The organism is Rhodococcus yananensis (genome assembly GCF_020515525.1).
In the GTDB taxonomy this organism is placed as follows: domain Bacteria; phylum Actinomycetota; class Actinomycetes; order Mycobacteriales; family Mycobacteriaceae; genus Rhodococcus; species Rhodococcus yananensis.
The window spans coordinates 30,016-49,062 of record NZ_JAIYEP010000031.1; the positions used below are offsets into that span (position 1 = coordinate 30,016).

18 protein-coding genes are annotated in these 19,047 nt (G+C 68.3%); 8 read left to right on the forward strand and 10 right to left on the reverse strand.

Going from position 1 to position 19,047, the window contains the following annotated elements; all coding sequences use genetic code 11:
* Window positions 1-26 precede the first annotated feature (26 nt).
* Both LDQ05_RS09855 and LDQ05_RS09860 read left to right on the forward strand, forming a co-directional pair.
* A complete protein-coding gene (locus tag LDQ05_RS09855) occupies window positions 27-2,378 on the forward strand; it encodes a HelD family protein (protein ID WP_372461066.1) in 2,352 nt (783 codons plus the stop codon).
* 8 nt (window positions 2,379-2,386) lie between these two features.
* Window positions 2,387-2,794 (forward strand): DUF732 domain-containing protein, encoded by a 408-nt coding sequence (locus tag LDQ05_RS09860; protein WP_226436763.1) that lies wholly within the window; start codon window positions 2,387-2,389, stop codon window positions 2,792-2,794.
* A gap of 18 nt (window positions 2,795-2,812) precedes the next feature.
* Here the strand turns inward: LDQ05_RS09860 and LDQ05_RS09865 are convergent, their stop codons facing one another.
* Together LDQ05_RS09865 and uvrB are read right to left on the reverse strand one after the other, a co-directional pair.
* Complete coding sequence (locus LDQ05_RS09865; protein ID WP_226436764.1) at window positions 2,813-3,265, reverse strand: universal stress protein; 453 nt, start codon at window positions 3,263-3,265, stop codon at window positions 2,813-2,815.
* A gap of 206 nt (window positions 3,266-3,471) precedes the next feature.
* Window positions 3,472-5,631 carry an excinuclease ABC subunit UvrB gene (gene uvrB / locus LDQ05_RS09870; protein WP_226436765.1) on the reverse strand — a complete coding sequence of 720 codons (2,160 nt, stop codon included), beginning with the start codon at window positions 5,629-5,631 and terminating at the stop codon, window positions 3,472-3,474.
* Window positions 5,632-5,716: 85 nt separating this feature from the next.
* On the opposite strand from uvrB, the gene LDQ05_RS09875 reads away from it, so the two are divergent.
* Complete coding sequence (locus LDQ05_RS09875) at window positions 5,717-6,229, forward strand: ribonuclease FAU-1 family protein (RefSeq protein WP_226436767.1); 513 nt, start codon at window positions 5,717-5,719, stop codon at window positions 6,227-6,229.
* A 36-nt stretch (window positions 6,230-6,265) separates the two neighbouring features.
* On the opposite strand, the gene LDQ05_RS09880 is transcribed toward LDQ05_RS09875, so the two are convergent.
* The 3 genes from LDQ05_RS09880 to coaE all read right to left on the reverse strand — a co-directional run bounded on the left by LDQ05_RS09880 (window position 6,266) and on the right by coaE (window position 9,365).
* Window positions 6,266-6,919 (reverse strand): CE1759 family FMN reductase, encoded by a 654-nt coding sequence (locus LDQ05_RS09880; protein WP_226436769.1) that lies wholly within the window; start codon window positions 6,917-6,919, stop codon window positions 6,266-6,268.
* Window positions 6,916-8,052, reverse strand: coding sequence for an LLM class flavin-dependent oxidoreductase (locus LDQ05_RS09885; RefSeq protein ID WP_226436770.1), 1,137 nt, complete (start codon window positions 8,050-8,052; stop codon window positions 6,916-6,918). The genes LDQ05_RS09880 and LDQ05_RS09885 overlap by 4 nt, the downstream gene beginning before the upstream one ends.
* Before the next feature lie 95 nt (window positions 8,053-8,147).
* The gene (coaE, locus tag LDQ05_RS09890; RefSeq protein WP_226436772.1) at window positions 8,148-9,365 is read right to left on the reverse strand and encodes a dephospho-CoA kinase; all 1,218 of its coding nucleotides are present in this window, start codon (window positions 9,363-9,365) and stop codon (window positions 8,148-8,150) included.
* A 210-nt stretch (window positions 9,366-9,575) separates the two neighbouring features.
* Here coaE and LDQ05_RS09895 point away from each other — a divergent pair, with 210 nt between their 5' ends.
* Window positions 9,576-9,788, forward strand: coding sequence for a hypothetical protein (locus tag LDQ05_RS09895; RefSeq protein WP_226436773.1), 213 nt, complete (start codon window positions 9,576-9,578; stop codon window positions 9,786-9,788).
* 260 nt (window positions 9,789-10,048) lie between these two features.
* Here the strand turns inward: LDQ05_RS09895 and rpsA are convergent, their stop codons facing one another.
* Window positions 10,049-11,509, reverse strand: a complete 1,461-nt coding sequence (gene rpsA, locus LDQ05_RS09900) for a 30S ribosomal protein S1 (RefSeq protein WP_226436774.1) — start codon at window positions 11,507-11,509, stop codon at window positions 10,049-10,051.
* Between the two features lie 321 nt (window positions 11,510-11,830).
* Here rpsA and LDQ05_RS09905 point away from each other — a divergent pair, with 321 nt between their 5' ends.
* Entirely contained in the window at window positions 11,831-12,694 is an 864-nt protein-coding gene (locus tag LDQ05_RS09905) for a class I SAM-dependent methyltransferase (protein WP_226436776.1), read from the forward strand.
* Window positions 12,695-12,819: 125 nt separating this feature from the next.
* On the opposite strand, the gene LDQ05_RS09910 is transcribed toward LDQ05_RS09905, so the two are convergent.
* From LDQ05_RS09910 to LDQ05_RS09925, 4 genes are all read right to left on the reverse strand, one after another.
* On the reverse strand, window positions 12,820-13,575 hold the full coding sequence (locus tag LDQ05_RS09910; protein WP_226436792.1) for an amino acid ABC transporter ATP-binding protein: 756 nt from the start codon (window positions 13,573-13,575) through the stop codon (window positions 12,820-12,822).
* A 29-nt stretch (window positions 13,576-13,604) separates the two neighbouring features.
* Window positions 13,605-14,582 carry an amino acid ABC transporter permease gene (locus LDQ05_RS09915; protein WP_226436778.1) on the reverse strand — a complete coding sequence of 326 codons (978 nt, stop codon included), beginning with the start codon at window positions 14,580-14,582 and terminating at the stop codon, window positions 13,605-13,607.
* 13 nt (window positions 14,583-14,595) lie between these two features.
* Entirely contained in the window at window positions 14,596-15,480 is an 885-nt protein-coding gene (locus LDQ05_RS09920) for an ABC transporter substrate-binding protein (RefSeq protein WP_372461068.1), read from the reverse strand.
* Window positions 15,481-15,589: 109 nt separating this feature from the next.
* Window positions 15,590-16,696, reverse strand: coding sequence for an isocitrate/isopropylmalate dehydrogenase family protein (locus LDQ05_RS09925; protein WP_226436780.1), 1,107 nt, complete (start codon window positions 16,694-16,696; stop codon window positions 15,590-15,592).
* A 19-nt stretch (window positions 16,697-16,715) separates the two neighbouring features.
* Here LDQ05_RS09925 and LDQ05_RS09930 point away from each other — a divergent pair, with 19 nt between their 5' ends.
* The 3 genes from LDQ05_RS09930 (at window position 16,716) to trxA (ending at window position 18,913) form a co-directional block, all read left to right on the forward strand.
* On the forward strand, window positions 16,716-17,258 hold the full coding sequence (locus LDQ05_RS09930) for a 2'-5' RNA ligase family protein (RefSeq protein WP_226436781.1): 543 nt from the start codon (window positions 16,716-16,718) through the stop codon (window positions 17,256-17,258).
* A gap of 213 nt (window positions 17,259-17,471) precedes the next feature.
* Window positions 17,472-18,464: a GlxA family transcriptional regulator gene (locus tag LDQ05_RS09935; RefSeq protein ID WP_226436783.1), complete on the forward strand. Its 993-nt coding sequence runs from the start codon at window positions 17,472-17,474 to the stop codon at window positions 18,462-18,464.
* An 80-nt stretch (window positions 18,465-18,544) separates the two neighbouring features.
* Window positions 18,545-18,913 (forward strand): thioredoxin, encoded by a 369-nt coding sequence (gene trxA, locus LDQ05_RS09940; RefSeq protein ID WP_226436785.1) that lies wholly within the window; start codon window positions 18,545-18,547, stop codon window positions 18,911-18,913.
* Window positions 18,914-19,047 lie beyond the last annotated feature (134 nt).

The window sequence follows — 19,047 nt, forward strand, 5'->3', positions numbered from 1 at the left end:
GATCGGCACGACCCCGAGGAGTCCATGTGCGCGGCGACGGCGCGTCCCATCCCGACATCGAACAGGAACAGTCCTACCTGTCGATGCTGTACACACACCTCGATGAGCTGCGCGACTACGCGCAGACCCGGTTGAGCCGAGTCCTGCTCGAGTCGGGCGGCACCCCGCAGGCGCGCAGTGAGCGCGAGTCGTTCACCCAGATGTACACCGACGACCTCACCAAGTACGACGCCGCCGAGCACGGGCTGTGCTTCGGGCGAGTCGATGTCCGGGTCGACACGTCCGACACCTCCGCCACCTCCGACGGTCGTTCGGGTGGCTCCACCGACGGTGAGACGGGCGGGACCGGAATCGAAGCGCGATACATCGGCCGAATCGGAATCCTCGACGAGGACAACGACTACGAATCGCTGCTCCTGGACTGGCGTGCGCCGCTGGCCCGTCCGTTCTATCTCGCCACTCCCGCGACTCCCGACGGTGTGACGATGCGCCGCCACATCCGCAGCCGCAACAGGACCGTCACCGCGCTCAACGACGAGTACCTCGACCTCGACGCCGCGCGTGAACATGGTGAGGTCGTCGCAGCCGGCGGGGTCGCCGGCGAGTCCGCGCTGCTCGCCGCACTCAACGCGGCCCGGACCGGGCAGATGCACGACATCGTCGCGACCATCCAGTCCGAGCAGGACGCGATCATCCGATCCGAACACAAGAGCGTCCTCGTCGTCCAGGGTGGTCCGGGTACCGGCAAGACCGCGGTCGCGCTGCACCGCGCCGCCTACCTGCTGTACACCTACCGCAAGCAGCTCGCCAAGAGCGGCGTGCTCATCGTCGGCCCCAACTCGACCTTCCTCGACTACATCGGTCAGGTCCTGCCGTCCCTGGGCGAGACGGGAGTGCTGCTGTCGACGATCGGGGATCTGTATCCCGGAGTGCGGGCCACGGTCGAGGACTGCGACGCCGCCGGAGCGATCAAGGGTTCGCTCGACATGGTCGACGTGCTCAAGAAGGCCGTCCGGGACCGACAGGAGCTACCGTCCACGCCGGTCGAGCTGACCTTCGACACCTACCGGCTGTCCCTCGACCGGAAGGTCGTCACGCGGGCCCGTGGCCGGGCCAGATCGTCTCGGCGACCGCACAACCTGGCGCGGCCCATCTTCGTATCGGCAGTGATCGAGGCACTCGCCGACCAACTCGCCGCCATCATCGGCACCGACCTCGTCCACGGCGGAAACCTCCTCAGCCGGGAGGATCTCGACGACATCCGCTCGGAGATGCGTGAGGACCCCGACATCGTCGCCGCGATCGACGCATTGTGGCCGGACCTGACACCGCAGCGGGTCCTCGCCGATCTCCTCGGGTCCCGGCGACGCCTCGAATCGGCGGCCCCGAAGCTCGACGACGAACAGGTCACTGCGCTGCACCGACCCGGACGCCACCTCGGATTCAGCGCTGCGGACGCTCCGCTCCTCGACGAGTTGGCCGAACTCCTCGGTGTCGACGACGCCGCCGAACGGGAGCGGGCGGCACGGGCGTGGCGTCGGCAGATCGCTGACGCGCAGGGCGCTCTCGACATCCTCACCGGATCCGCCCCGCAGGATCTCGAGGACGACCTGGATCCGGAACTGCTGATGGCGTACGACCTGATCGACGCCACGCAACTCGCGGAGCGACAGGACCTGGGCAGGCACCACACCACAGCCGAACGCGCGGCCGGTGACCGGACATGGACGTACGGGCACGTCATCGTCGACGAGGCCCAGGAGTTGTCGGAGATGGCCTGGCGGATGCTCATGCGCCGCATCCCGAACCGGTGGATGACGCTCGTCGGGGACACCGCGCAGACCGGCGATCCGGCAGGGAACACATCGTGGCAGCGGATTCTCGAACCGTACGTCAAGAACAGGTGGCGCAAAGCCGAGTTGACGGTCAACTACCGGACCCCGGCAGAGATCATGGAGATCGCCCACTCCGTGCTCGCCGAGATCGATCCCGACCAGGCGCCGCCACGGTCGGTACGCGAATCGGGTGTCCGGCCGTGGGCACGCCGCGTCACCGACGACCTCGGGAGCGAGGTGCGCCGCGTACTGGACACCGAGACGGGTCCGGGGCTGACCGCAGTGCTCGTGCCGCCCCGGCTGCGCACCGAATGGGAAGTGCTGGCCTCGGATTCGGTGAGGGTCGCGACGGTCCGCGAGGTCAAGGGACTCGAGTTCGACGCCGTGATCCTCGTCGAACCGTCCGAGATCCTCGCCGAATCCTCGCGGGGGCTCAACGACCTGTACGTCGCGTTGACCCGCGCGACACAGCGACTCGGGATCCTGCACACGAGTCCGTTGCCGCACGTGCTCGACGGCGTCCGGGACACGGCACCGTGCTGACCGGGCGAGTGAGCGCGCGCGGCGCCGTACGCCGGGGTGCCGCCGGACTGTGCATCGGGGCGGTGCTGCTGCTGGCGGCGTGCTCGTCGAGCGACGGCACATCCGATTCCGCCGAGGCTGCGGGTGCCGTGTCCCCCACCACCACTCGCGCCGAGACCATGGCGCCGGTACTCGACGATCGGGGTCTCCGATTCAAGGAGGCGCTCAGCGCCGAAGGTCTTGTCGCGGACGTGCCCGACGAGACGCTGCTGGCGCTGGCGCGGGGCCTGTGCGACCAACTCGCGGCCGGAGTCCCCGAGGAGCGGGTGCTCGAACTCGCGCGGCCGGTCGCTGCCTACGCCGCGTCGGCGTCGGACACGACAGGCGACGACGCGGCCCACAGCTACGTGAACGCGGCACGCGAACACTATTGCTGACCGCGATGCCGCGGCCCGTCAGCGGACGGTGTGCACGACGAGAACGTCGGTCGTGGACTTGCGAGCCACGTCGGAGGGCACCGAACCGAGCAGTCGTCCGGTGAGGGTGTTCAGGCCGCGGTTCCCGATGACGATCAGATCGGCGTCGACCTCGTCGACGAGGGTGAGCAGCGAGTCCACGGGTGCCCCGACGATCGGGCGTTCGACGACGTTCTTCGCCCCGACCGCATTGGCCTTCTCGCGTGCGGTGCGGAGAATCTCGTAGGTCGGCGCCGACCCGGTGACCTGGTACGCCTCGTCACCGAGGACGTCGGCCGCGCGGGCGGTGTCCTTGGGATCGGCCGGGTAGTACGCGCACGCGATCACGAGGGTGGCGTCGGCGTCCTGCGCCAGCGACGCGGCCTTCTCGACGGCTCGGTACGACGATTCGGAGCCGTCGGTTCCCACGACAATGGTCCGGTACGCACTCATTCAGTCCTCCATCGGCGATGTCTTCGGCATGCACGGCCGGGCGAGAAGGACGGTCGACCGGCCACCCCACCCGATATCGGTTCGACACTAGCGGTCACACTCGCGTGGGTGGTGCGTTTGGGTAGGACACCACAGCGCGCCCGGTGAGCGCCGACGATCACCGACGAAGGTTTCTGTTATCTCACGTCACATCAATGTCGCGGATGTCACTGCAGGCCTGCGGCATCCATGCCGCGCAACTCCTTCTTGAGGTCGGAGATCTCGTCGCGCAACCGCGCGGCGAGTTCGAACTGGAGATCACGCGCCGCCTGCATCATCTGGTCGGTGAGCTGCTGCACGAGATCGGCCAGTTCGGCCCGCGGCATCGACGACGTGTCGCGGCCCTCGACCACACCGGAACTGCCGCCGCGCCCGGCCGCGCCCTGCGCCCGACGACCGCGGGAAGCATTCCTGCCGGAACCTCCGACCTCGATGCCGTCCGTGTCGTCGGCCTCCTGGTACACCTGGTCGAGGATGTCGGCGATCTTCTTGCGCAACGGCTGCGGGTCGATGCCGTGCTCGACGTTGTACGCGATCTGCTTCTCTCGACGCCGTTCGGTCTCCTCGATCGCCTGTGCCATCGAGTCGGTGATCTTGTCGGCGTACATGTGGACCTCGCCGGAGACGTTGCGCGCCGCGCGACCGATGGTCTGGATGAGCGACCGCGTCGAACGGAGGAACCCCTCCTTGTCGGCGTCGAGGATCGCCACGAGCGACACCTCCGGCAGGTCGAGCCCCTCACGCAGCAGATTGATGCCGACGAGCACGTCGTACTCGCCGAGCCGCAACTGCCGCAGGAGTTCGACCCGGCGCAGCGTGTCGATGTCCGAATGCAGGTAACGCACCCGGATGCCGAGTTCGAGGAGGTAATCGGTCAGATCCTCGGCCATCTTCTTCGTCAGCGTGGTCACCAGGACGCGCTCGTCGCGGTCGGTGCGTTCCCGGATCTCGTGCACGAGATCGTCGATCTGCCCCTTGGTGGGTTTGACGACGACCTTCGGGTCGACGAGGCCGGTCGGGCGGATCACCTGTTCGACGACCTCACCGCCCGTCCGTCCCAGTTCGTACGCGCCGGGTGTGGCGGACAGGTAGACGGTCTGGCCGATCCGGTCGGAGAACTCCTCCCAGGTGAGCGGCCGGTTGTCGACGGCCGACGGCAGCCGGAACCCGAACTCGACGAGGTTGCGTTTACGAGACATGTCGCCCTCGTACATGGCACCGATCTGCGGCACCGTGACGTGGGATTCGTCGATGACGAGCAGGAAATCCTCGGGGAAGTAGTCGATCAGGGTGGCCGGCGCCGACCCCGCCGCGCGACCGTCGATGTGCCGCGAGTAGTTCTCGATGCCGGAGCAGAAGCCGACCTGCCTGATCATCTCGAGGTCGTACTGGGTGCGCATCCGTAGCCGCTGCGCCTCGAGGAGCTTGCCGCGGTTCTCCAGGTCGGCGAGTCGCTCCTCGAGTTCGGCTTCGATGCCCGCGACGGCGCGTTCCATGCGTTCCGGCCCGGCGACGTAGTGCGTCGCCGGGAAGATCCGCAGCGAGTCGACCTTCCGGATGACGTCCCCGGTGAGCGGATGCAGATAGTAGAGGGCGTCGATCTCGTCGCCGAAGAACTCGATGCGGACGGCGAGTTCCTCGTAGGCGGGGATGATGTCGACGGTGTCGCCCTTGACCCGGAAGGAGCCGCGCGTGAAGGCGGTGTCGTTGCGGGTGTACTGGACGTCGACGAGCAGCCGGAGCAGGGCGTCGCGGGGCACTTCCACCCCCACCTCGAGCTGCACGGACCGGTCGAGATAGGACTGCGGAGTACCCAGACCGTAGATGCACGACACGGACGCGACGACCACCACGTCGCGCCGTGACAACAGTGCCGACGTCGCCGAGTGGCGGAGCCGCTCCACGTCGTCGTTGATGGAGGAATCCTTCTCGATGTACGTGTCGGTCTGCGCGATGTACGCCTCGGGTTGGTAGTAGTCGTAGTACGACACGAAGTACTCGACGGCGTTGCCGGGCAGCATCTCACGCAGTTCGTTGGCGAGTTGCGCCGCGAGAGTCTTGTTGGGTGCCATCACCAGGGTGGGCCGCTGCATCCGTTCGATCAACCACGCCGTGGTCGCCGATTTGCCGGTGCCGGTGGCCCCGAGCAGCACCACGTCCTTCTCCCCCGCCTTCAACCGGTGCTCGAGCTGGTCGATCGCGGCGGGCTGGTCGCCCGCCGGCTCGTACTCGCTGACGACCTCGAACCGCCCGTCGGTACGTTCGATGTCGCCGACCGGGCGGAACTCCGAGTGCGCGACGACGGGATGCTCGCTTGCGAAGGCCATGCACACCAGGGTAGGCCGTTCCCCCGACACGCCACCTCGATCGGAGGTCGGCCCGCGAGTGGGCGGAGCGCGGTAGGTTGCGATCATGGCGTCCCGGCTGCATCCGATCAAGGTGGAACGCTTCGACGTCACCGCCCGCACCAACACCGACCCCAAGGGCATCGAACGCCCCGTCGAGCGGTATCGGGTACTGCCCTGTGGCCTGTACATGGGGCGCACGGCCGATCACCGCCAGTTCGACTATCTCGAATCGTGGTTGCTGCCGTCCGTACGCCTGCGGGTGTCGATCTTCCATTTCCGTCCCGGTTTCGAACGGGATCAGGACCGGTACCTCGACGTCGGCGAGTTCTGGCGGGACGGCGACGTGTGGCACTCGCGCGACCATTACCTGGACCTCGTGGTGCGCACGGGTCGCGGTACGGAGGTCGAGGACGTCGACGAGTTGTTCGCGGCGGTCGCCGCGGGCGTGCTCGACACCGACGATGCCGAACGCGCCGTCGCCACCGCGCTCACCGCCGTGGACGGCATCGCCGCACACGGTCACGACGTCGACGCGTGGCTCGCCTCCCGCGGAATGCCCCTCGAATGGCGTGACTGATGCACCCGCAGGCGGTGGACGTCCTGCCCGTGCAGGTCAGTCCAGTTGCGCACGCATCAGCGATTCGAAGGTGCTTCCCGCGGTCGACACGCCGTTGCCCGACGACGCCGTGCGGCGCGGCGCGGTCGGCACGAATCCCTCCACGGCGGCGCGGTCGGTGACGACGGCGGCAGCGAATTCGTCCGCGGCGCGCCGGATCCGGTCGCCGAGTTCGGGCCCGACCGCACCGAAATCCTCGGTCGCCGCGAACACACCGGTGGGCACCACCGCGGCGCCGAGGAACGCGAACAGCGGTCTCATCGCGTGGTCCAGCACGAGCGAATGCCGTGATGTTCCGGCGGTGGCAGCGACGAGGACCGGCATTGCGCGCACTGCGTCGGCGTCGAGGGCGTCGACGAACATCTTGAACAGACCGCTGTAGCTGGCGGTGAACACCGGTGTGACGGCGATCAGTCCGTCCGCCGTCGATACGCGTTCTCGTGCCTGCACCAGCGCCGGTGTCGGCACGCCCGTCGTCATCGTCATCGCGAGATCGCCGGCGAGGTCGCGGATCTCGAGCACATCGACGACGATGTCCTCTCCACGCGCGCCCACCGCCGCGCGGGTCGCGTCGGTGAGCCGATCGGCGAGCAGCCTCGTCGACGACGGTTGCGACACGCCCGCGGTGACCACGGTGATGCGCCGCGTCATCGTCGTGCCTCCACCGTCTCGTCGAGCTTCGCGGGGGCGACCAGACGGTGTGGAGAATCCGGTCCCGCGGCCGTCAAGGAGGCGTGTGTCGGCGGATCGGACGGCACGTGGGCGGGCCGTCGCCGCTCGAACTCGGTGCGCAGCACCGGCACCACCTCGCGACCGAGGATCTCGATCTGCTCGAGAACGACGTCGAGGGGCAGTCCGGCATGGTCCATCAGGAACAGCTGCCGCTGGTAGTCGCCGGCGTAGTCGGCGAATCCCAGGGTTCGTTCGATCACCTGCTCGGGGGTCCCGACGGTCAACGGCGTCATCGATGAGAACTCCTCGAGGGACGGCCCGTGCCCGTAGACGGGGGCGTTGTCGAAGTATGGCCGGAACATCTTCTTCGCCTCGCCTTCGGTCTCGGCCATGAAAACCTGACCGCCGAGCCCGACGATCGCCTGATCGGCTGCGCCGTGCCCGTACTGTTCGAAACGGGCTCGGTAGAGGCGGATCATCTGCTGGATGTGTTCGCGGTGCCAGAAGATGTTGTTGTGGAAGAAGCCGTCGCCGTAGAACGCGGCCTGTTCGGCGATCTCGGGCGAGCGGATCGAGCCGTGCCACACGAACGGGGGTGTGTCGTCGAGGGGCATCGGGGTGGAGGTGTAGCCGTGCAGCGGGGTGCGGAACTTCCCCTCCCAGTCGACGACCTTCTCGCGCCACAGACGACGCAGCAGGTGGTAGTTCTCGATGGCCAGGGGGATGCCCTGGCGGATGTCCTTGCCGAACCACGGGTAGACGGGTCCGGTGTTGCCCCGTCCCATCATCAGATCGACGCGCCCACCCGAGAGGTGCTGGAGCATCGCGTAGTCCTCGGCGATCTTCACCGGGTCGTTGGTGGTGATCAGGGTGGTCGCGGTGGACAGCAGCAGGTTCTCGGTGCGCGCCGCGATCCAGCCGAGCATGGTCGTCGGCGACGACGGAACGAACGGCGGGTTGTGGTGCTCGCCGGTGGCGAAGACGTCGAGGCCGACCTCCTCCGCCTTCAGCGCGATCTTCGTCATCGCGTCGATGCGTTCGTGTTCCGTCGGGACACGCCCCGTGAGGGGATCGCGGGTGACGTCGCCGATGGTGAAGACTCCGAATTGCACGACCGTACCTCCGTCAAATAATTGATTCGTCAACTATCCCAACGGGAGTGTCGGCGGAAGTATTCCGGTCGGCGGTTCGACTCCGGAGCACAGCGCTATCCGCGCCGGTCCGACTCCTCCGACCAGGCCCGCGCCCGGTGATACGCCCGGTCGAACCACGGCGCCTTCGATTCGCCGTACACGGCGGCCGCAACCGGCGGATCCGATTCGTGGGCAGCGGCATCGGCGGCAGCCCGCTTGACGGCCGCGAACTCCGCGCGCGCCTGCGGATCCGCACGCAACCAGTCGCGCAGCACCAGCGCGAACGTCTGCCCCGGCCAGCCGTCGACGCGGATCGCGATCCCGGCGGGTCGCCCGGGATCGGCGCTGCCGTGCAGCCGCATCGACCACACGGCCGGGTCGGTCTCGCCGCCGGCCCCATACGACGGCTTCGGCTCCTCGTGCGTGACACCCTCGATACGCGGGAAACCCGCGGCCGCCAGCGGTTCGGCGAGCGCATCCGCATCGTCGATATCACGAACCGTGATCTGGATGTCGACCGCGTCCACCGCTTCGAGACCCGGCACGGCGGTGGAACCGACGTGGTCGATCCGCACGGCCCGACCACCGCACGCCAGCGCGAGGCGCGCGATCAACCGTGCAGCCTGCGCATCCCAGTGCTCCCGCGGCGGAACGAGTACGGGTGCGGCGTCGACGGCCACACGGGTCCGGATGTTGCGTTCGAACGGGACGAGCCTGTCGTGCCAGAGCGCACGGACCCGGTCGACGATGGCATCCGGCTCCCCGGTGTTGTCGAGCCACACGTCCGCGACCTCGCGTCGCTGCCGCTCGGTCGCCTGAGCTGCGATGCGCGCCCGGGCATCGTTCTCCGGCATGCCGCGCTGCTCCACGAGGCGGCGCAACCGCTCCTCCTCCCCCGCATGGACCACCGCGACGAGATGGAATGCCGGGGCCATACCACCCTCCACGAGCAGCGGAATGTCCTGGACCAGGATCGCGTCGTCGGCGGCGGAGTCGACGAGCTCGGCGGTCCGTCTACCGACGCGCGGATGCGTGATCGCGTTGAGGACCGCGCGGGCCTCGTCGCTGGCGAATGCCTTGGCGGCGAGCGCCGGCCGATCGAGTGAACCGTCGCCGCGCAGAATCTCCTCACCGAACGCGTCGACGAGCTCGGCCAATCCCTCCGTGCCCGGCTCGACGATCTCCCTCGCGATCACATCGGCGTCGACGAGCACCGCACCGAGCGCGACGAGCTCCTTCGCAACGGTCGATTTTCCCGCGCCGATTCCTCCGGTCAACCCCATTCGCAGCACACCGCCCAGTCTTGCACCGACCGCCGCGGCGAGGACACCCGACCCGCCGCTGTCACGCGCCGATCACGAGGCGATCACAGACCGGTCGCAGTGGTGAGAGGACGCGAAACACCCCTCTCACCTGCGCCAAATGCCGGAGTACAGTCGTGCCGTCGGATATCGTCGAGTATGCGTCCGACCGTTCGATCCACCACCCCGAGAAGGCAGGTCATGCGTTCGTCCTCTCTTGCACCCGGTCGGCATCGCCTCGGAATGGACCACGGTGTGCACTGCATCCTCATCCCCGAGGTCGCTGCCGCTCTCGCCGACCACCGGCGCAACTGGTTCACCACGTTCCTGAGCAACGCGCGGCACAGTCACGCCGCGATGCGCAAGCGTGCGGCCGCGCTGCCGGCGCAGTGGGCCACCCCCGCCGTGGGCTGATCCCCGACGGCACACCGGCACGATCGACGACGCCGGGCGAACGCCCTCCCGCCCACACGAGCCCCTCTCCGCGTCTCCCCCACCCCTCCCCGTCCCCGTCTGCGTCCCCACAGTCCGAGCGAATGGTATTGCTCGCTCGAATCAATCGAGCGAGCGATACATTCGCTCATCCGGGGGGCGGTCGCCCATCGGGTCGGAACAGAAAACGGGAAGGCCCCCGCACATGAAGTGCGGGGGCCTTCCCGTCGTGTACGTGCCTATCAGGCGTTGCCCGACAGCTTCTCGCGCAGTGCAGCGAGCTGGGCATCGCTGGCGAGCGAACCACCCGCGGACTCGGTGGCCGTGTCGGCACCGGAGTCGGACGAGTAGTTGCTTCCGGAGACACCGGCCGCTGCCTCGGCGGCTTCGTCCGCAGCCATCTTCTCGATCTGAGCCGTGTGCATCTTGTGGCGACGCTCCGCCTCGGCGTAGCGGGACTCCCACTCCTCACGCTGCTTCTCGAAGCCCTCGAGCCATTCGTTGGTCTCGGGATCGAAGCCCTCGGGGAAGATGTAGTTGCCCTGCTCGTCGTAGCTGTCGGCCATGCCGTACTTCGACGGATCGAACTCGGCGGTGTAGTCCTCGTTGGCCTGCTTCAGCGACAGCGAGATGCGGCGACGCTCGAGGTCGATGTCGATGACCTTGACCATCGCGTCGTCGCCGACGGACACGACCTGGTCCGGGACCTCCACGTGGCGCTCGGCCAGCTCGGAGATGTGGACCAGACCCTCGATGCCCTCCTCGACGCGCACGAACGCACCGAACGGAACGAGCTTGGTGACCTTGCCCGGAACGATCTGACCGATCGCGTGGGTGCGGGCGAACTGACGCCACGGGTCTTCCTGCGTCGCCTTGAGCGACAGGGAGACGCGCTCGCGGTCCAGGTCGACGTCGAGAACCTCGACGGTGACCTCGTTGCCGACCTCGACGACCTCGGACGGGTGATCGATGTGCTTCCAGGACAGCTCGGAGACGTGCACGAGGCCGTCGACACCGCCGAGATCGACGAAGGCGCCGAAGTTGACGATGGAGGACACGACGCCCTTGCGGACCTGGCCCTTCTGGAGCTGGTGCAGGAACTCGCTGCGGACCTCGGACTGGGTCTGCTCGAGCCACGCGCGGCGCGACAGCACCACGTTGTTGCGGTTCTTGTCGAGCTCGATGATCTTGGCCTCGATCTCCTTGCCGACGTACGGCTGGAGGTCGCGGACACGACGCATCTCGACGAGCGATGCCGGCAGGAAGCCGCGCAGACCGATGTCGAGGATCAGGCCGCCCTTGACGACCTCGATGACGGTGCCCTTGACGGCCTCGTCCTTCTCCTTGAGCTCCTCGATCGTGCCCCAGGCGCGCTCGTACTGAGCACGCTTCTTGGACAGGATCAGCCGGCCTTCCTTGTCCTCCTTGGTGAGGACCAGAGCCTCGACCTCATCGCCCACCGAGACGACCTCGTTGGGGTCGACATCGTGCTTGATGGAGAGCTCGCGGGACGGAATGACGCCTTCGGTCTTGTAACCGATGTCGAGCAGCACCTCGTCGCGGTCGACCTTGACGATGGTGCCTTCCACGATGTCGCCATCGTTGAAGTACTTGATCGTGGCGTCGACGGCGGCGAGGAAATCCTCGGCGGAGCCGATGTCGTTGACGGCTACCTGCGGCGAGGTGACGGTGGTGGAGGCCATATGTTGAATTGCTCCGGACGGGTTGTGGGTCGGTTGGTGAACTTCGGTCGGACACACGATCCACGTCGCACACCACGGCGTGACCGGGAACGATCACGACGATCGGGCGAGACGAGGTTCGCGACGGGTGCCGCCGGACGACCATGGGAGCCGAGCAACGGACACTCGCGGTCAATAGGCTACGCGCCTTTGTGGTAGCTGGGCAAACCACCCTCGCGCGGCGTGCACCGGGCACGACCGCCGAGCGATTTCGTCCCCGCCGAACCTCCGCGCCCACGGCCCGGACGCCCGCACCGTCACCCACGTCCTAGGCTGGTGTCCATGTCCGACTCGCCGCTACCCCCCGACGACCGCCACGCGACGGCGAACTCGCTGCTCGGTACGGCGAAGGTGGGGCGGATGCGGCTCGACTCGGAGGACTCCGAGCGGGCCAGCCGACACTGGTGGGATGCGGACGCCGGCGACTACCACCTCACGCACGGCGAGTTCCTCGGCGCCGACTCGACGGACGGCGAGTTCGTGTGGTGCCCGGAAGGACTGCACGAAGGTGACGTTCGCCTGCTCGGCGACGTGACGGGGCGCGACGTCCTCGAACTCGGGTGCGGTTCGGCGCCGTGCGCGCGCTGGCTCGCCGGCCGGGGCGCGCGGGCGGTCGGCCTCGACCTGTCCGCCGGGATGCTCGCGCGCGGTACGGATGCGATGAACCGCGGCGGGCCGCGGGTTCCGCTGGTGCAGGCCGGTGCCGAGAACCTACCGTTCGCCGACGCGAGTTTCGACGTCGTGTGTTCGGCGTTCGGGGCGATCCCGTTCGTCGCCGATTCGGCGCGGGTCATGCGCGAGGCCGCGCGGGTGCTGCGACCAGGCGGCCGGTTCGTGTTCTCCGTCAACCACCCGATGCGGTGGATCTTCCCGGACGATCCCGGCGAACGCGGGCTCATCGCGATGTTCCCCTACTTCGATCGCACACCGTACGTGGAGGTGGACGACGGCGGCGTCGCCACCTATGTGGAACATCACCGGACGGTCGGCGACCGGGTGCGAGAACTCGTCACCGCCGGTTTCGAGGTGTACGACATCGTCGAACCCGAGTGGCCCGAGCACCTCGACCGGGAGTGGGGGCAGTGGAGCCCGCTGCGCGGAGAGATCTTTCCGGGCACCGCGATCTTCTGTGCCCGCAAACCCTGACCGGAGGATCGACGACCCCGCTACCGATCCGGCCGTTCACGACGACCGCACCCGTGGCGAACGACCGACACGGTGGCGAACCACGTCGGAACGCAGTGTTTCGGCCCGCCCACCCGGGAAAAGTTTCAGCTCGGCACCCGGGAGAGGAATTCGCGGGTGCGCTCGTGCTGCGGATTACCGAGGACGTCCCGCGGCGTCCCCGCCTCCACCACCACCCCGCCGTCCATGAACACGAGTTGGTCGGCGACCTCGCGGGCGAAGCCCATCTCGTGCGTCACCACGACCATCGTCATCCCACCGGCGGCGAGATCACGCATGACCTCGAGAACCTCCCCCACGAGTTCGGGGTCGAGCGCCGACGTCGGCTCGTCGAACAGCATCAGTTTCGGATCCATCGCCAGCGCCCGCGCGATCGCGACCCGCTGCTGCTGACCACCGGAGAGCTGAGCGGGGTAGGCATCGGCCTTGTTGCCCAGACCCACCCGGTCGAGGAGTTCGCGGGCACGATCGACCGCGACGGCGCGCTTGACCTTCTTCACCAGGACCGGGGCCTCGACGACGTTCTCCAGAACGGTGCGGTGCGGGAACAGGTTGAAGTGCTGGAACACCATCCCGATGTCGCGGCGCTGCTTCGCCGCCTGCCGCGGATGCAACTCGTGGAGTCTGCCGCCGCGTTCGGCGTAGCCGACGAGGGTGTCGTCGACGTAGAGCCGTCCCGCATCGACACGTTCGAGGTGGTTGATGCAGCGCAGGAACGTCGACTTGCCCGAACCGGACGGGCCGATCAGGCACGTGACCTCACCGCGCTGCACCTCGAGGGAGATGCCCTTGAGCACCTTGACGGCTCCGTAGTGCTTGCACACACGGTCGGCGCGGACCATCGGGGTATCGGCCGACGTCTCCGATCCGGTCACTTCCGTTCACCTCCGGGGATCGTCGGGTTCGCGTCCGGCTGGATCACCACGGGCTTGCCCTCCGCGTCGGCGATGGCCTGCAGCTGACGCGCGGTGAGTTGCCGGCTCATCCCCTTCGAATAGTGCCGTTCGACGAAGTACTGGCCGATCATCAGCACACTGGTGATCGCCAGATACCAGGTGGCGGCGACGAGGAACAGCGGAATCGGCTGGAAGTTCGCACCGGCGATGTCCCGGGCCCGCGCATACAGTTCGAGGGTGTACGGGACCGCCGCGACCAGCGAGGTCGTCTTGAGCATGCTGATCAGCTCGTTGCCGGTCGGTGGGATGATCACCCGCATCGCCTGCGGCAACACCGTGCGCCGGATGGTCTGCGACCACGACATGCCCAGCGCCGTCGACGCCTCGAGTTGGCCTTCGGGCACGGACCCGATTCCGGCGCGCACGATCTCGGCCATGTACGCGGCCTCGTTGAGGGCCAGACCGAGGACGGCGAACAGGAACGCCGCGTTGAGCGATTGCAGGTCGATGTGGAAGAACTGGTGTACGAACGGGATTCCGATGTCGAGCTGTTTGTAGATCGACGGGAACAGACCCCACAGCACCAGCTGCACGTACACGGGGGTACCGCGGAAAACCCACAGGTACAGCCACGCCACCGATTTGAGGACGGGGTTCGGCGACAGCCGCATCACCGCGAGGATCACACCGAGCACCACCGCGAGCGCCATCGCCAGCGCCGTCAGCTGCACGGTCTTCCACGCGGCTTCGGTGATGCGCCGGTCGAACAGATACTGCCCGTACACGTCCCACCGGTACGCCTCGTTGGTGGCCGCGCCCCACAGGAGCAACGCCAGTGCGATCACGACGAGTGCACCGGCGATCCAGCGACCGGGCCGGCGCAACGGCACCGCGCGGATCGGTTCCGGCTCGGTGTCCGGTACGGCGGGGTCCGGCCGGGTGTCCTGACTCATCGGTTCACTTCCCTCAACTCGTCGCCGCGTTGATCTGCGACGTGGTGATCGAACCCTCGTCGAGGCCCCAGCGGTCGACGATTCGGGCGTAGAGGCCCGTGTCGATCAGGTGCTGCACGGCCTGCTGCACGACGGGTCCGAGCGGTGCCCCCTTCGCCACGACGAACCCGTAGGGTGCCGCGTCGAACACCTCTCCCGCCGGCTCCAGGCGTCCCTCGCTGCGTTCGATGACGTAGGCGGTCACCGGAGAGTCTGCCGACAGTGCGTCGACCCGCCCGAGGATCAATGCGTTGGCCGCCTCGTCCTGACTGTCGTACTTGACCTTGTCGATCGGCGGGCGCCCGGCGTCGATGCAGGCCCGGCTCTTCGCGGGGACCTCCTCGATGTCCTCGATCGTGGTGGTCTGCACGGCGACGCGTAGCCCGCACGCATCGTTCGGGTCGATCGGTTCGCCGACGCGTTGCGCCCACTGGATGCCGGCACTGAAGTAGGTCACGAAGTCCACCGACTGCTCGCGTTCGAGCGTGTCGGTGAACGAGGACGAGCCCAGGTCGAGGGTCCCGGCCTGGACGGCGGGGATGATGCGGTCGAAATCGGCTTCCTCGAACACGGCGTCGACGCCGAGGACGTCACCGACGGCCTCGACGAGTTCCACGGCGAACCCGACGATCGCACCGTCGTCGGCCTTGAACTCGTTCGGCGCGTACGGCACGTTCGATCCGACGCGGAGACGCCCCGACTCCGCGATCGCGGGCGGTAGTTGCTCCGCGATCGCGTCGACCCGCTCCGCACGTACTCGATCACCGGGCGGCACCGTCGATTCGGTGTTGACGACGCATCCGGTCAGGGAGCCGAGGGTCAGGAGCGTCGCGAGGACCACACCGACGGCTGTGAGCACCCGGTGTGGCCGCGACGCTCGGGTTCCTACTGGCCTCTCCACAGTCGAACAGTAGACCGCACACCCCGGCGGTGTCCGAAATTCGCGGGCCGGAGGGCGGCGGGACCTGCTACGACGCGATCGCCTCGATCACGGCGTCGGTGAACGCGGTCGTCGACGCCGTACCACCGAGGTCGGCGGTGGCGAGCCCACCGCCCACGCATCGATCGACGGCCGACTCGACGGCGCGGGCGGCGTCGGCCAGGTAGCTGGGACCCGACACGGCGAGGCGCTCGAGGAGCATCGCCGCGGACAGGAACAGCGCGGTCGGATTGGCGACATCACGGCCGGCGATGTCGGGGGCCGCGCCGTGCGCGGCCTGCGCCATCGCCTTCCGGGCGGACGCGTTGATCGACGGTGCGGTACCGAGCGAACCGGCCAGTTCTCCGGTGAGATCGGACAGGATGTCGCCGAAGAGGTTCTCGGTGACGAGCACGTCGAACCGGGCGCCGTCCCGCACGAGCAGCGCGGCAGCCGCGTCGACGTGCAGTTCGTCGATCGTCACGCTCGGGTACATGGCTCCGACCTCGCGACACACGTCACGGAACAACCCGGTGGTGAGAGTGAGCACGTTCGCCTTGTGCACGACGGTGACGTGTTTGCGTCGACGCGCGGCGAGGTCGAAAGCGGTGTGGGCGATCCGTTCACAGGCGGCGCGAGTGATCACACCGACAGCGAGCGCCACGTCGGGGGTGGGCATGAACTCACCGCTGCCGACCGCCATGTTGCGGTCCGCGTAGAGACCTTCGGTGTTCTCCCGGACGATCACGAGATCCATCCCGGGGCAGGTGGCGCGGACGCCGGGGAGGGTGCGGGCGGGCCGGATGTTGGCGTAGAGGTCGAATCGCTTCCGGATCGCTCCACCGGGCGCGGTGCCGCCGCGGTACCGGTCCGGGTAGGAGGCGTTGTCGTGCGGGCCGAGAATCCAGCCGTCCAGGTCACCGAGGGCATCGAGGGTGCGTTCGGGCAGGGGCGCACCGTCGGTGACGATCGCCTCGGCACCGAACGGCAGCGTCACCCACTCGATGTCGGGGCCACCGGCGACCGCGACCGCTGCGTCGACGACGCGGCGCGTCGCGGGCACGATCTCCCGTCCGATACCGTCGCCGACGAGCAGACCCAGCCGGTGGTGCGCGAGCGGTGCGGACGGTTCGGTCGTTGCGGTCGCATCGGTCATGGGACCATCCTGGTTCACCGTGGTGCAGTCCGTGGAAGTGGTCCTCGACGACGAACTCGACTCGGCGGTGCGCGCGCAATGGGCGCGCCTGCACGAGGCGGGTCTGGACAGTCAGGGTCGCATTCGCGCCGAAACCAATCGTCCGCACGTGACGTTGTTCGTCGCGCAGGCGGTTCCGCCCGAACTCGACGAGACGATCCGCGCCGCGGTCGGGTCCCTTCCCGTCCCGATCCGCCTCGGCGGCATCGTGGTGTTCGGTTCCCGCCGCGTGACGCTGGCGCGGGCGGTGGTGCCGTCGGCGGACCTGCTCGCGGTGCACGCGCGGGTCTACGACGCGCTGCGCGGATGTCCGGGTGTCCCGGAGCACATCCGCCCCGGCGACTGGACACCGCACGTGACACTCGCCCGGCGGGTGCCGGCGCACGACCTCGGCCGCGCGGTGGTCACCGCGGGGACACGGCACGCGGGCGAGTCGGGTTCGGTGACGGCGGTCCGACGCTGGGACGGCACCGCGAAGCGGGAGTGGTTCATCGCCGGCACGCCCGGTCCGGCCCGTGCCTGACGGCGGTCAGAAACGGAAGTCGCCGAACTGGGTGCTGTCGGTGTGCGTGTCGGGGGTGAGTCCGGCGAGGGACAGCGCCACCAGGGCGAGCAGCACGGCGAGGACGGTCAACGCGATCATGTGTCCAGCGTCGTCCTCGATCCCCCGACCCGACAGTGGCAGAAATGACAGAAGGTATGTCTTTTCCGCCACAACGCGAGCACACTGGAGGAGGTGATCGAGAAGGTCGTCGTCCCGCTGCTCCCCCACGTCGAAGCGTTCGAACTCGGTATCGCCTGCGAGGTCTTCGGAACCGACCGTGCCGACGACGGCCTGCCCGTCCACGACTTCACGTTGATCGCCGGGTGCGAGGACCCGATCGTCACCCGCCACGGCTTCTCGATCGGGGTGCCGCACGACCTCGACCGACTCGACGACGCCGATCTGATCGTCGTACCACCGGGCGGTACCGGGCTCGGCTCCGACGGCGACGACGTCGTCGACCCCGACCGGCTCACACCGCTGTTCGCGAAGCTGCGGGCGGCGGTGGATCGGGGCACACTCGTCGCGAGCCTGTGCACGGGTGCGTTCACACTCGCGGCGGCGGGTCTGCTCGACGACCGTCGCTGCACCACCCACTGGAGATACACCGACGTACTCGCCGAGCGATTCCCCGCCGCCCGCGTCGACCCCGGTGTCCTCTACGTCGACGACCGACCGGTGCTCACGAGCGCGGGCAGCGCCGCCAGCATCGACCTGTGCCTGCACATCGTGCGTTCCACCGCGGGAACACGGGTCGCGAACACCATCGCCCGGCGCATGGTGGTCCCGCCGCACCGCGACGGCGGCCAGGCCCAGTACGTCGAGATGCCGCTGCCCGAATGCAGCGCCGACGCGCTGGCACCGCTCATCGACTGGATCGCCGAGAACATCCACCTCGAGCTGACCGTGCCGGTACTCGCGGCGCACGTGCACATGTCCGAGCGGACGTTCGCGCGCCGGTTCACCGCCGAGACCGGCACGACGCCGGCCCGCTGGATCCGTGACCAGCGGGTCCTCGCGGCGCAGCAGTTGCTCGAGAGCACCGACCTGCCCGTCGACGTCGTCGCCGACCGTGTGGGGTTCGGTACGGCGGCGGTGCTGCGCCGGCACTTCCTGAGGCTGCGGCGCACCACGCCGCAGGACTATCGACGCACGTTCCGGGCGGCGGAAGCCACCCCGCTGTAGGGCCGGTCGCGTAGCGTGGCGGAAGAAAACCCGGCGGCCCGATGTTGTATCCGTCGACACGCCCGACCGAAAGGACCACCGTGGCAACCCAGACCCTGAATCAGGCCAACTTCGACGAGGTCGTCACCGGTAACGACATCGTCCTCGTCGACTTCTGGGCCGACTGGTGCGGACCCTGCAAGCAGTTCGCCCCCACCTTCGAATCGTCGTCGCAGAAGCATCCGGACGTGGTGCACGCGAAGGTCGACACCGAGGCGGAGCAGGCGATCGCTGCAGCCGCGAACATCCGCTCGATTCCCACGATCATGGCGTTCCGCGAGGGCATCCTCGTCTACAACCAGGCCGGGGCGCTGCCGCCCGCAGCCCTCGAGGACCTCGTGACGCAGGTCAAGGCCCTCGACATGGACGACGTGCGCAAACAGATCGAGGCGCAGCAGTCCCAGGGTTAGACGAACACCCAGGGGTGGACGACACCCGCGCCGCGACTGGGCGCGTCGGGTTCTGGCCGCCGCCGAGAACGAGCGGGGGGTCTTCGACTTCGAGGGCGCGATGGTGGACGGCCCGATCCTCGAGCACGCCGAAC

What these genes read in the sequence shown, in the direction of transcription:
- LDQ05_RS09865 (WP_226436764.1), bottom strand. Translation starts at nt 3,265, where the DNA reads ATGAGTGCGTACCGGACCATTGTCGTGGGAACCGACGGCTCCGAATCG.
- uvrB (WP_226436765.1), bottom strand. Translation starts at nt 5,631, where the DNA reads ATGGCCTTCGCAAGCGAGCATCCCGTCGTCGCGCACTCGGAGTTCCGC.
- LDQ05_RS09875 (WP_226436767.1), top strand. Translation starts at nt 5,717, where the DNA reads ATGGCGTCCCGGCTGCATCCGATCAAGGTGGAACGCTTCGACGTCACC.
- LDQ05_RS09880 (WP_226436769.1), bottom strand. Translation starts at nt 6,919, where the DNA reads ATGACGCGGCGCATCACCGTGGTCACCGCGGGCGTGTCGCAACCGTCG.
- LDQ05_RS09895 (WP_226436773.1), top strand. Translation starts at nt 9,576, where the DNA reads ATGCGTTCGTCCTCTCTTGCACCCGGTCGGCATCGCCTCGGAATGGAC.
- rpsA (WP_226436774.1), bottom strand. Translation starts at nt 11,509, where the DNA reads ATGGCCTCCACCACCGTCACCTCGCCGCAGGTAGCCGTCAACGACATC.
- LDQ05_RS09905 (WP_226436776.1), top strand. Translation starts at nt 11,831, where the DNA reads ATGTCCGACTCGCCGCTACCCCCCGACGACCGCCACGCGACGGCGAAC.
- LDQ05_RS09910 (WP_226436792.1), bottom strand. Translation starts at nt 13,575, where the DNA reads ATGGTCCGCGCCGACCGTGTGTGCAAGCACTACGGAGCCGTCAAGGTG.
- LDQ05_RS09915 (WP_226436778.1), bottom strand. Translation starts at nt 14,582, where the DNA reads ATGAGTCAGGACACCCGGCCGGACCCCGCCGTACCGGACACCGAGCCG.
- LDQ05_RS09925 (WP_226436780.1), bottom strand. Translation starts at nt 16,696, where the DNA reads ATGACCGATGCGACCGCAACGACCGAACCGTCCGCACCGCTCGCGCAC.